This window comes from Paractinoplanes maris (genome assembly GCF_023544465.1).
GTDB classification, from domain to species: domain Bacteria; phylum Actinomycetota; class Actinomycetes; order Mycobacteriales; family Micromonosporaceae; genus Actinoplanes; species Actinoplanes maris.
The window spans coordinates 283,623-295,708 of the sequence record NZ_JALPVL010000007.1 but is presented as its reverse complement, the minus strand read 5'-3'; the positions used below and the strand labels follow the sequence as shown (position 1 = coordinate 295,708).

General features: G+C 70.3%; 9 protein-coding genes. 5 read left to right on the top strand and 4 right to left on the bottom strand.

Annotated features, from left to right (window positions below; all coding sequences use genetic code 11):
• Positions 1-15 precede the first annotated feature (15 nt).
• The gene (locus tag NAG42_RS21925; protein ID WP_250032572.1) at positions 16-564 is read right to left on the bottom strand and encodes a sigma-70 family RNA polymerase sigma factor; all 549 of its coding nucleotides are present in this window, start codon (positions 562-564) and stop codon (positions 16-18) included.
• 268 nt (positions 565-832) lie between these two features.
• Here NAG42_RS21925 and NAG42_RS21920 point away from each other — a divergent pair, with 268 nt between their 5' ends.
• From NAG42_RS21920 to NAG42_RS44990, 5 genes are all read left to right on the top strand, one after another.
• Positions 833-1,663, top strand: a complete 831-nt coding sequence (locus tag NAG42_RS21920; RefSeq protein WP_250032570.1) for an aldo/keto reductase — start codon at positions 833-835, stop codon at positions 1,661-1,663.
• A gap of 124 nt (positions 1,664-1,787) precedes the next feature.
• A complete protein-coding gene (locus NAG42_RS21915; RefSeq protein ID WP_250032568.1) occupies positions 1,788-3,680 on the top strand; it encodes a putative bifunctional diguanylate cyclase/phosphodiesterase in 1,893 nt (630 codons plus the stop codon).
• A complete protein-coding gene (locus NAG42_RS21910; protein WP_250032566.1) occupies positions 3,677-4,564 on the top strand; it encodes an ABC transporter substrate-binding protein in 888 nt (295 codons plus the stop codon). Before NAG42_RS21915 ends, NAG42_RS21910 begins: the two co-directional genes overlap by 4 nt.
• Before the next feature lie 105 nt (positions 4,565-4,669).
• Positions 4,670-6,187: a GGDEF domain-containing protein gene (locus NAG42_RS21905; RefSeq protein ID WP_250032560.1), complete on the top strand. Its 1,518-nt coding sequence runs from the start codon at positions 4,670-4,672 to the stop codon at positions 6,185-6,187.
• A 72-nt stretch (positions 6,188-6,259) separates the two neighbouring features.
• The gene (locus tag NAG42_RS44990) at positions 6,260-8,197 is read left to right on the top strand and encodes a putative bifunctional diguanylate cyclase/phosphodiesterase (RefSeq protein WP_250032557.1); all 1,938 of its coding nucleotides are present in this window, start codon (positions 6,260-6,262) and stop codon (positions 8,195-8,197) included.
• Positions 8,198-8,294: 97 nt separating this feature from the next.
• Here NAG42_RS44990 and NAG42_RS21895 read toward each other — a convergent pair whose 3' ends face one another.
• The 3 genes from NAG42_RS21895 to NAG42_RS21885 are packed head-to-tail and all read right to left on the bottom strand — an operon-like array spanning position 8,295 to position 12,063.
• Complete coding sequence (locus NAG42_RS21895) at positions 8,295-10,769, bottom strand: FtsX-like permease family protein (protein ID WP_250032553.1); 2,475 nt, start codon at positions 10,767-10,769, stop codon at positions 8,295-8,297.
• Positions 10,766-11,491, bottom strand: a complete 726-nt coding sequence (locus NAG42_RS21890; RefSeq protein WP_250032552.1) for an ABC transporter ATP-binding protein — start codon at positions 11,489-11,491, stop codon at positions 10,766-10,768. The genes NAG42_RS21895 and NAG42_RS21890 overlap by 4 nt, the downstream gene beginning before the upstream one ends.
• Complete coding sequence (locus tag NAG42_RS21885) at positions 11,488-12,063, bottom strand: PadR family transcriptional regulator (protein ID WP_250032550.1); 576 nt, start codon at positions 12,061-12,063, stop codon at positions 11,488-11,490. The genes NAG42_RS21890 and NAG42_RS21885 overlap by 4 nt, the downstream gene beginning before the upstream one ends.
• Positions 12,064-12,086: the final 23 nt, after the last annotated feature.

Below are 12,086 nucleotides of genomic sequence, written 5' to 3'. Positions count from 1 at the left end.
TCGAGCCGGCCGGACTCATACGGTGGGATCGAGCGCCGTCCGGAGCAATCGCATCGCGTAATGCGCGCGGGACTTGACTGTGCCGGCCGGAACGCCGAGCCGTTGCGCGGCCTCCTCGACGGAAGCGCCGCGGAAATGCAATTCCTGCAGAACCATGCGATGTTCGGTGCTCAGCCGGTGGAAAGCGTCCGTGAGGTCGCGCAACGCCAGTGTTCCGGAGACGCTGTCGACCGTGCTCATCTGGTCGGCCTCCATCAGGCTGACCTCCGACGGCCGGGCCTGCCGGGACCGAGCGGCGTCGATGGCGACGCGCCGGGCGATGGTGAACAACCATTTACGGGCGTTCTCCTCCTCCGCGGGCAGCGAGTCGAGGTGACGCCAGACCCGGAGCATCGTTTCCTGCAGCAGGTCCTCGGCCGCCGGGCGTTCGTTGCGGGTCAGCCCGAGCAGGAAACGCAGCAAGGGCCGGTAATGGGTCGCGTGCACCGATTCCATCAGCAATTCGTCGTCACGGCGGCGCCCGGCCGTCGACGTGCCGTGGGACGCGACCATCGTCACCGTCATGGATATCAAGACCTTTCTCGCATTGAGCGTGGGGAAAGGTTATGAATTCCGGTGTTACAGAGATCTGGAAACGAAGTGCAATATTTGTGGAATCCATTTCCGGTGGCCGGCGGCGTTGCGGTCTCGATCACCATGACGATGACGAACGCCACAGGTTCACCGCTGAACGACATTTCCTGAACGATTCCTGTGTTTCCTCGGCGCCGGCTGGGGCAGTGCAGAGGGGGGCGCCGGCCGGTGCTGATCACAGAAGCGGGAGAGGACAACGATGGCTGCAGGAGAGCTGACCGGGAACGGGCGGGCGCGTGTGCTCGCCGACGGCAGGGAGATTCCGCTGCTCGCACTCGGTGTGTGGCAGGTGCCGGACGGGCCCGAGTGCGAGAACGCGGTGCGCTGGGCGCTGGAAGCCGGCTATCGCCACATCGACACCGCACAGGCGTACGGGAACGAGGCCAGCGTGGGGCGGGCGCTGCGGGACAGCGGCGTCGCCCGCGAGGACGTCTTCCTCACGACGAAGTTCTTCCCCGGTTCGAGTGACCCGGAAGCCGAGGCGCAGCGCAGCCTCGAGCGCCTCGGCGTCGATTCCGTCGACCTTTACATCGTGCACTGGCCGCAGGGCGGGCCGACCTGGGCCTGGGAGGGTATGCAGCGTGCGCACGAGCGCGGCTACGCGCGCTCGATCGGTATCTCCAACTTCAGCGCGTCCGAGGTCGACGCGCTGCTCAAGGTGGCCGACGTCGCCCCGGTCGTCAACCAGGTGCAGTTCAGTCCGTTCGAGTTCCGCCGGGAACTGCTGGCGGCCTGCGAAGCCCGCGGCCTGGCGCTCGAGGCCTACAGCCCGTTGGGCACGGGCCGGCACCTGCGCGATCAGCAGGTGGCCGAGATCGCCGAGCGGCTGGGCCGGACCCCGGCGCAGGTGCTGATCCGCTGGGCGCTGCAGCGCGGTCTCATCGTGCTCCCCAAGTCCACCCACCGCGAGCGGATCGAGCAGAACGCACAGGTCTTCGACTTCGAGCTGACCTCCGCCGACATGGACGCGCTGGACGGCTTGGACGCCACCGGCGGCACGGACCGGGCCCTGGAGCGGCCGTGGTGGTGAGCTGAACCTCGGCCGTTGCCGCTGAGGTCGATTCCCTCAGCAGAAAGGCGATTCAGCCGATGATGCGGCCGTGTGGTTACCCGGAGGAAGGCGACGAGCGGCGCGATCCGGTTCGCGGTTGTTCGTGACGTACCTCGGGGCCAGCCTGTTGCCGATCGGGGCGCTGGCCACGGTGTTGCTCAACGGCGTGCAGGAGGATGCGGCCAAGCAGGGGCGGGATCAGGGGGTCGCGCAGGCGGCCGTCATCGCCGAGATGGCGGTGGCGCCGGCGCTCGACGCCGCGGATCTGAGCCGGGGACTGACCGAGAGCGAGCGCGACTCGCTGGCCAGGGCGACCGATCTGGCGCTCATCCACGGTTCGGTCCTGCGGATGCGGTTGCGCACCTTCACCGGTCAGGTCGTCTACTCCGACGACGGGTCCACCTCGGGCGGCGTACCGGTCTCCGATCCGGCCTTTCACTCGGCGACCGTGGGGGTGGCCGGGGCGACCACGATCGAGGACGCCACCGAAGCCGGTGGGAAGGTCATCCGGGTGTTGCAACCGGTGTTCGCGCGAGCATCCGGTGAGGCGATCGGGGTGCTCGAGCTCTACCTGCCGTACGACAAGATCGACCAGCGGCTGCACGAACAGATGGCGGTCACCTACTGGCGGCTCGGCGGTGGTCTGGGCGTGCTCTACCTGGCGCTGGGTCTGATCTCCTGGTCGACGACCCGGTCGTTGCGGCGCTACGCCGCCCGGCAGGAGCACGAGGCGCTGCACGACGGGCTGACCGGGCTGCCGAACAGGGAGGCGTTCCGGCAGCGGGCCACGGCCGCGCTGCGCGAGGAGAAGGGCGGCGCGGTGGTCGTCGTCGACCTCAACCGGTTCAAGGAGGTCAACGACACCCTCGGCCACCACGCCGGCGACGAGCTGCTGAAGGTGATCACCGCGCGGTTGCGGGGCGGCGTGCGGCAGCAGGACACGGTGGCCCGGCTGGGCGGCGACGAGTTCGCTCTCATCGTGCCGGCGGCGGGCGCCGATGACGTACGGGCGATGCTCGAGTCGCTGCGGACGGTGCTCAGCAGCGAAGTGGTCCTGGACGGCGTGCCGCTCACGATCGAGGCCAGTTTCGGGATCGCGCTCTACCCCGCGCACGGCACCGAGGTCGAGGAACTGCTCCGGCACGCCGACGCAGCCATGTATCAGGGCAAGCGCGGAACAGCCGACATCGTCGTCTGGGCCGGCGAGCGGACCCGCCATCCCACCCAGTGGCTGGTGGTGCAAGCGGAGCTGCGGCACGCCCTGGACCGCGACGAGCTGGTGCTGTTCTACCAGCCGAAGGTGAGCCTGGACGACGGCACGATCTGCGGGGTGGAGGCGCTGGTGCGCTGGCAGCACCCGGAACGCGGTCTGCTGCCGCCGTCGGAGTTCCTCCCGGCGGCCGAGCAGTCCGGACTGATCGAGCCGCTGACCGCGTGGGTGCTGCGACGGGCGCTGACCGACCAGGTGGCGTGGGTGGCAGCCGGCCGGGACTGGACGGTCTCGGTGAACGTCTCGGCCCGCAACCTCGAGGCCGCCGACTTCGCCGGGATGGTGGAGGCGATGCTGGCCGAGTTCGGCACCGCGCCGGACCGGCTGGTCCTCGAGGTCACCGAGACAGCGATGGTCGACGACCGGGCGACCTCGATGGCCGCGATCGATCGGCTCGCCGGCCGGGGTATCGGATTCTCGGTGGACGACTTCGGCACCGGCTACACCAGCCTGGAACGGCTGCGCGGGATGCCACTGGTCGAGCTCAAGATCGACCGAACCTTCGTGGCGACGGTGCTCGAGGAAAAGGAGAACCAGGCGATCGTCCACGCGGTCATCGCCCTGTCCCGGGGGCTCGGCTGCCGAGTCACCGCCGAGGGTGTGGAGACGGCCGAGATCGCCGACTGGCTCGCTGCGGCCGGCTGCGACGAGGCGCAGGGCTATCACTACTCGCGGCCGATGCCGTGGACCCAGATTTCCGTACCGATGCCGGAGGCGGTCCGATGAAGAAGCTGCTGATCCCGATGCTCGCGCTCGCCCTCCTCGCGGGGTGCGGCACCAAAGCCGACGAGGCGACCGGGCAGGGCGCCGTCCAAGTCGACCAGGCGCTGCACGACTCGCTGCCGCAGGCGGTGCGCGACCGCGGCTACATCCGCTTCGTCACCGACGCCAGTTACGCGCCGATGGAATCGTTCGCGGCCGACGGCCGGACGATCGTGGGGTTCGAACCGGATCTCGCCGACGCCATCGGCCAGGTTCTCGGCATCAAAATCCAGATCGTGACCGGCCCCTTCCAGACCGCCCTGGACAAGGTGGCCGACGGCACCTACGAGGGCGTGCTGTCGGCGATGACCGACACCGCCGAGCGCGAGAAGAAGGCCGATTTCGTCAACTACTTCTCGGCCGGATCGTCGATCATCGTGCAGCGCGGCAATCCGCACCGCATCGCCGATCTGACCGGCCTGTGCGGCACCGTGGTCGCCATCGAGAAGGGCACCATCCAGGCCGATCTCCTGCACCGCTCGCAGAGCGGGTGCGACGGCCGGCCGATGAAAATCAACGAATACACGACGAATGCCGACGCGCTGCTGCAGCTGCGGACCGGGCGCGCGGTCGCGGTACTCAACGACTTCCCGACGGCGACCCACCTGGCGACCGACTCGCGGACCAAGGATTACTACGAGCTGGCGTCGACCACCCAGTACGATCCGGGCTTGATCGGCATCCCGTTCGCCAAAGGCAACAGTCAGCTCCGGGACGCGGTCAAGGGTGCGCTGGACCGCGTGGTCGCCGAGGGCATCTACGCCGATCTGCTGCAGCGCTGGAACCTGAGCAGCGGCGCGGTCAAGGCGGTATCGATCAACGGCGCCACGCAGGATCAGAAGGCCTGATCCGTTCGACGCTGCGCGACTGGCCGGTGAAAGCCTCAACCGCGATGGCTGCCGTCCGATGAGATGTCCCGGGGTCGCGTCGCGGCCGGGGGGAGGGCGGTACCCGTGGCGAGGCTGTCCATCGCCGGCCGAAGGATCCTGGCCGATGTCCCGTCCCGGATCGCGGTGCTGGCCGGAGTCGGCTGGATGGTCTGCTACGCGCTGCTCACCATGCTCAGTGCGGACAACCCGAGCCGCGCCATGTTCGTCGGTGACGTCCTCTATCTGCTGCCCATCACCGCCGGCGCCGTGGCTTCCGCTGTGGCCGCCCGCCGCCTGACCGGGCGGCACCGTGCGCTGTGGCGACTGCTCGCGATCGCGTACGGGGCTCAGCTGGCCGGGGAACTCGTCTATACCGGCTACGACTATCTGACGCCGAGTGGGCCGCCCGACCCGTCCTTCGCCGACGTCTGTTATCTGACCGCGTCCGTGGTGACCGTTGTGGCGATCCTGGTCGGTTTCGGTGGAGCCGGCCGGCTGCGGCATCTGCGTGGCCTCCTGGACACCTTGCTGCTGATCGTCAGTGCGGGTGCGATGGGCTGGCAGATTCTCATCCGGCCCCAGCTGTCCGAGGGGATGGCGCTGTCGAACGTCTTCACCGTCGCCTACCCGTTGCTGGACATCGTTCTGATCTGCTGTCTCGGCATCGTCGGGATCGGCGGTCACCGCCAGTTGCCCCTGTCGGTGCGCTTGGTCGGCTACGCGGGCGGACTCAACGCGATCAGCGACATGCTCTACACGTATCAACTGGTATTCAGCAACTACGCCAGCGGCAGCTGGGTCGACGTCGCCTTCGAAGCCAGCGCGACCTGTTCCTTCGTGGCCGCCGTGGTGGCCATCCGGTTCCGGGAGCCGGTGGCTCAACGCCGCACCTTCGACCGCGGCTTCACGGTGCTGCCGGTTCTGACCGCGACGCTGGCCTCCTTCACGCTTGTCATCGTCGAGCGGGTGACCACCGGCACGACGAGCGTCCTGACGCTGGTCATCGCCGGCGTGCTCTGCCTGGCCATGCTGACCCGGCAGTACCTGTTCGCGGCCGACCGTGCGAGCCTGGCCGGAGAGCTGCGCCAAGCCGTACGGGAACAGCAGCGCCTGGCCGTCACCGACGGGCTGACCGGTCTGCACAACCGTCGCTTCCTGACCGAGCGGATGGCCGCCGAGGGGGGCTCCGGTCCGGACGACCACCGTGTCAGCCTGCTCGTCATCGATCTCGATCACTTCAAGACGGTCAACGACACGTACGGGCATCCCGTCGGCGACGTGGTGTTGCGGGAGTCCGCCGCCCGCATCGCCGCGGCCTGCCGGGCGAACGACGTCGTGGCCCGGTACGGCGGAGAGGAGTTCGTCGTGTTCTGCCCGGACGCCGACGAGTCCGAGGCGCGGGCCCTGGCCGAGCGGATCCGGGAGAGCATCACCAGGACCCCCATTGTCTCCGGCGGCACGCGCATCCTGGTCTCCGCGTCCATCGGCGTGGCCACCGGCCCCGCCGGGGCGGTGGAATCCCTGATGAGCGCGGCGGATCAGGCGCTGTACCAGGCGAAGACAGCCGGCCGTGACCGTGTCGCCGTCGCGCTGGCCGGGTGACTCTTCACCGCGCTGGCCGCCCGGGTGGCCCTCTCGAAACGGCAGGAGCCGCGGACCCGCCGAGCCTGGCTGGTGATAACCATCGCGTTCGGCTGCCAGTTGGCCGCCCACGTCGCTTGGTTCGTCCAGTCGCACATCTTGTACACGACCGGCTATCCCTCCACCGCCGACTACTGTCTACTCATCTTCTCCCCGTTGATGTTCGCCGGGCTGCTGATGCTTCCCGGCCGGCTACGGCGCCGCCGCGACCGGCAGAAGCTGGCTCTGGACGCGCTGATCGTCGGCGCCGGCGGATTCATCGCGATCTGGTACCTGCTGCTCGGCCCGATTCTCAATGCGCCGGGACTCAGCACGTGGCAGCGGTCGTTCACCGCGGCGCTACCGATCGGCGACCTGCTGCTCGTGCTGGCCATGTCGACCGCCATGCTGCGGCATCCCCAGTCGGACACGCCGGCCCCGATCCGGTTGCTCGCCGGGTCGATCGCACTGACCGTGACCGCCGACGTGTCGTACAGCTGGATCCAGCTGAACGGCGGTTTCACCGGCGGCTCCTGGCCGGACCTGCTGTGGCTGGCCGGCTGTTTTCTGCTGGTGCTGGCCGCCGATCAGCAATACCGCCGTCCGCGGCACCCCGCGCCGAGACGGCGCGATCGCAACGCGGTCTTCCTCTTCCCGTACGCGGCCAGCATCGGCGCCTACCTTCTGCTCGCCGTTCAATCGGCGCGTCTGCCACTCAATCCGTACGGCGGAATGATCTTGGGTTCGGCCGTGCTCACGCTGCTGGTGATGGCCCGCCAGTGGCACGCTCTGCGGGACAACCGCGAGATGGCAGTCACCGACGGCCTGACCGGACTGGCCAACCGGATCCTGGTCGCGGAGCGCCTGGACCATCTCGCCGGCCAGGCGATCCGCCCGGGCCGGCACACCGCGCTGCTGCTCATCGACCTCGACCGGTTCAAGCCCATCAACGACACCTTCGGTCACGAGGCGGGCGACGCCGTGCTGGTGGCCGCGGCCGACGCCATGCGGGGCGTCATCCAGCACGGCGACCTGGCCGGGCGTCTCGGCGGCGACGAGTTCGCCGTCCTTCTGCAGCGGCTGCCGTCCCGGGAGGCCGCGGGTTCGGCCGCCATGCGGCTGCTGGAGGCGCTACGCATGCCGGTGGTCTTCGGCGAGCACGTGCTCATGGTGGAGGCGAGCATCGGCGTCGCGATCCACGACGATCCGAACGCCTCCGGCGAGACACTGTTGCAACAGGCCGACACCGCCCTGTACGCGGCCAAACGCGCGGGCCGGGCCCGGTTCGAGTACTACTCGGACGTGATGGACACCAAAGCGCGCGAGGCCGAGCTGCGCCGCGCCGTAGCCCACGACGAACTGGTGGTGTACTTCCAGCCCATCGTGGCGCTCGGCACGGGCGACCTGCGGGCGTTCGAGGCCCTGGTCCGCTGGAACCATCCCGTCCGCGGTCTGGTGGGCCCGGGCGACTTCATTGATCTGGCCGAGGAGACCGGTGCGGTGGTGCCGCTGGGCGCGTGGGTCCTGCGTGCGGCCTGCCGCGAGGCGACCGGCTGGCGCGACGGCTTCCCGCCCGATCGGCTCACCTTGGAGATCACCGAAAGCGTCGTCCTGCAACCCGACCCGCTCACCATCAGCCGCCTGGAGGCGCTGCGAGACCTCGGCATCCAGCTGGCGGTCGACGATTTCGGCACCGGTTATTCGGCCGTGAGCTACCTTCGCCGCCTACCGGTCACCGTACTGAAGATCGACCGCTCGTTCGTCACCGGTATCGCCGACGACCCGGAAGCGCGATCAGTGTGCGAGGCCGTGGTCCACCTGGGTGGGGCCTTCAAGATGAACGTGGTGGCCGAGGGCATCGAAACGGCCGATCAAGCGACCGCCCTCATCGACATGGGCTGCGAGATCGGCCAGGGCTTCTATTTTCACCACCCGCTCCCGCCCCGCGAGGCGACCACGCTTGTCGGCCGACGATTCGCGGCCGTGGATTAGCTCGGACGGACATCGAGGAGCGGCATGCCTTGGCCGGGGGTGTCAGGAGAGCCGCTCCAGCACAGGAGAGGCCCCCTCTGACGCTCTCGAAGTGACCTCAGTCCAGCGGCTGGCGGGCCACCGCGGCGGGCTCCCGGCCGGCCAGGAGCCAGGCGCCCCCGTACGCGATCACGGGCAAGCCGATCAGGATCGCGGCCAGGTGCGGTGCCGGCACGGAGGTCAGCCAATGCGGATCCCGGTGGTGCCAGGCGAGCAGCGTCAGGTAGGCGCCGGTGATGCCGAGCACCGCGCCCAGCAGGGCCAGCGCTCCGGCGGTCGCCGCGGTGAGTGCCCGCCGGGTGCGGCGCCGAGCGCCGACCGCGATCAAGGTGCGCAGATCGCGGGCCGTCTCGCTGCGGATCAGCCCCACGGTCATCGCGAGCACGCCCAGAGCGACCATGATGCCGGCGGCGGTGGCGTAGCCGGCCAGCCGCACGATCTCCGCCCCGGTCGGCCGCGATTCCACGGTGAGACCGGCGGCCTGCGCGGCCTTCTCCGCCCGCTCGATGTCGGCCGGGGCCAGCGGGCCGGCCGTTCGCACCAGCCAGCCGGCCGGGGACGGCGTCAAACGCAGCGACTGTACGGCGTGCGTGGTGAGCAAAGCGGTCGGTAGCGAGGTGTACGCCGGCAGGTCCACGTGCTGGATCCTCGGGTGCCAATCGCCGTAACGGCCCGGGAAGAGGTCGTACCCGCTCAGATCATGGACCGTGACGATGTCGGTGTCCGCGGCGATGCTCGCCGGTTCGATCCCGTATCGCTGCAGCACCTCGGGCGTGGCCACGAACAACGAGATCGCCTCGTCGCCGCGGTATTCGACGCCGGGCCGTCCGTTGAGCGTCGTTGCGTGCGGCCGCCCCAGCTGGACCGGCGCCCGCCCGCCCGACTCGCCCCCGAGCTGTGGCCCGTTCGGGTTCACCACCGTCTGCAGGGCCAGTACCGTCGCGCCGTCCAGGCCGGCGGCGATCGCGTCGACCCGGAGCTTCGTGTCGTTCGCCTGGGCGGGGGTCAGCGAGGGCACCGGGCCGTCGAGCCCGTCCTCGTTCAGCCAGACGATGATCTGGTCGGCGGGGAGATTCCCACCGGTGGGCTCGGCGGCCTTGGCGACGGACACGCCGGCACTCAGCGCGATCACCGCCGCGATGCCCGCCGCCAGCCCGATCGCGGCCAGGGCCGCGCTCGACCGGGACCGATAGCGGGCCAGATCGCGCAGGGCGAGGCGGGTCGCCGGTGGGGCGAGCCCGCCGAGCCGGCCCAGAGCGGCGATCCCGAGCGGCGCGAGCAGCAGGAGCCCGAGCGTGGAGGCCACCACACCGACAATGATGTAGGGCGGCTTGGTCTGCTGCGCCGCGACCAAGGCGCCCAGGCCGCCGAGCAGCAGCAGCACGCCGAGCGCGGCGAACCGGTGCGCCGGCCGCGGTGCTGCCGGGCGGGCCGACAGCGCGGCGACGACGGAGACGCGGGCGGCGGCCCGCGCCGGCCACCACGCGGCGCCGATCGCGGTGAGGACGGCCAGCAGCATCGAGGCCACCACCGCCGGCCAGGGCAGGTCGAAACGGTCGATGCGATGCCCGATCAGCGACTCGAACCGGGGGCCGAAGGCGAACCAGGCGGCGAGGCCGGTCACGCAGCCGGCGAGCGCACCGGCCGCGCCGATGACGGCGCCGTTGGCGACCAGGACCAGCCGTAGGTGGCGTTGGGCGGCGCCGATCGCGCCGAGCATGCCGAGTGAGCGCAGCCGGCGCTGGGCCATCACGGTGAACCCGGCCACCGCGAGCAGCCCGACGAAGAGCAGGCCGATCGTGCTCAGGAGGAGCACCACGACGCTGGCGTTGTCCGCTCCGTCGCCGCGGACCTCGGCCGAGACCCCGTCCGGCAGAGGCCGGGCGCCGCGATCGGTCGGGCCGGTGCGGACCAGCGCTACGACCCGATCCGGCGGCGTGGCTTGGCCGGGCGCCACGAGGGCGAAGCGGTCCTTCAGGTCCAGCGGGTTCTCGACCAGGCCGACGACGGTGCGGTGGCGGCCGTTCACGTCCCAGCCGCCGCCGAGCACCAGGCCGAAGACCTTGGCCACGCCGGTGGTGACCGCGACCTCGTCCGGGCCCCGCGGGTAACGGCCCTCGTCCAGCCGGAGCATCGACGCGCCGTAGGGGCCTCGCGGGTCCTGGGCTCGCAGGTCGATCGCGTTCGCCGAGCCCGGCACCGGGACATCCTGGTGTGTGATCACCTCGGTGACGCCGAACGAGGCGCGCACCGCGGCCAGATCCGCGTCCAGTCGATTTCCGGTGCTGGTCAGCGTGAGCAGGCGATCAGCGGTGCCGAACGACGATGCCTGCGAGCCGGAAGAGTTGGTGGCCAGGCCGAGCCCGATCGTGGTGGCAGCCACCGCGAGCAGCAGCAGGGCCAGGATCAGGGACTGCTGGCGCCATTCGCGGCGGAAGAGTCGCCAGGCCCACCGCAGGACGGCCCGGCGGGCGGCCATCCCGCCGTTGCCGGTGCCGAGCACCAGTGGCCGGTCCTGCAGCGCGGTGCTCACCGGGCCGGCTGTTCGGTGAGCAGCGAGTCGGGCCCGGGCCGGGCGGCGGTCCCGTCGACGATGCGGCCGTCGCGGATGAAGACGACCCGGTCGGCCCACGAGGCGAGCTGGGCGTCATGGGTGACCACCATCGCGGCGAGACCACGCCGGCAGGAGTCGAGCAGCAGCCGCATCACGGCCTCGCCGTTGGTGGAGTCGAGCGCGCCGGTCGGTTCGTCGGCGAGCAGCAGCCGCCGGTCGCCGACGACCGCCCGGGCGATCGCGACCCGTTGCCGTTCGCCGCCGGAGAGCTGGTCGGGGAATCGGTCCGCGCGGTCGCCCAGGTCCAGTTGCCGCAGTGCGTCCAGGGCGGCAGCACCAGCTTTGCGGCGGGATCGGCCGTCCAGTTCCAGCGGCAGGGCCACGTTTTCGGCGGCGGTCAGTCCGGGCAGCAGATTGAAGTCCTGGAAGACGTAGCCGATGGCGCGCCGCCGCAGCCGGCTCCGGTCCTCGCGGGACATCCCGGCGAACGCCAGGCCGGCCACGGAGACCTCGCCCGCGGTCGGCGTCTCCAGTGCGCCGGCGATCGTCAGCAGTGTGCTCTTTCCGGAGCCGCTGGGGCCCATCACCGCGACCATCTTTCCGGCCTCGACGCTCAGGTCGACCTCGCGCAGCGCGTGCACCTCGTCGGCGCCGTCCCGATAGGTCTTGGAGACCTGGCGCAGCTCCAGCACGCTGGTCATCGTCGTACCCCGGACCGGCGGCGGATCTGCGGCGTGGCCGGACTCGACGGCGGGGGCGCGAGAGCGGCGCGCTTGAGCCGCCCGTCGGCGGTGTCGAGCCAGCGCACGACCGAGTCGAGCCGGAAGAGCTCGGCGTCGACGGCCAGCGTGAGCGCGAGGTCGTTGCCGGCCTCCTCTTTGAGCCGGGTCCACTGTTGCATCAACTCGACCACGTAGCGCCGGTGGGTCTGGACCACGTCGTGGACGTCCACGTCGGGCAGGTGGACCGCGACCAGAATTTTGATGACCAGCTCATCGCGCGGCGGCGACGCCAGATCGGGCGGCGTGTGCAGCCAGCCGGTCAGTTCGCCGGCGCCGGTGGTGGTGATCCGGAATCCCTTCTGCGGACCGGGCTCGGCATCGTCGTCGGACTCCACGAGTCCGTCGCGTTCCAGCCGCTGCAGGGTCTGGTAGACCTGCCCGACGTTAAGCGGCCAGACCTCACCGGTCCGCGCCTCGAACTCCTCGCGGAGCTGAAGGCCGTATTTGGGGCCCTCGCTGAGCAGCGCCAGCAGGGCGTGCCGAATGCTCATCAGGTCACCGTCGTCAGCATCAT

What these genes read in the sequence shown, in the direction of transcription:
- NAG42_RS21925 (WP_250032572.1), bottom strand. Translation starts at nt 564, where the DNA reads ATGACGGTGACGATGGTCGCGTCCCACGGCACGTCGACGGCCGGGCGC.
- NAG42_RS21920 (WP_250032570.1), top strand. Translation starts at nt 833, where the DNA reads ATGGCTGCAGGAGAGCTGACCGGGAACGGGCGGGCGCGTGTGCTCGCC.
- NAG42_RS21910 (WP_250032566.1), top strand. Translation starts at nt 3,677, where the DNA reads ATGAAGAAGCTGCTGATCCCGATGCTCGCGCTCGCCCTCCTCGCGGGG.
- NAG42_RS21890 (WP_250032552.1), bottom strand. Translation starts at nt 11,491, where the DNA reads ATGACCAGCGTGCTGGAGCTGCGCCAGGTCTCCAAGACCTATCGGGAC.
- NAG42_RS21885 (WP_250032550.1), bottom strand. Translation starts at nt 12,063, where the DNA reads ATGAGCATTCGGCACGCCCTGCTGGCGCTGCTCAGCGAGGGCCCCAAA.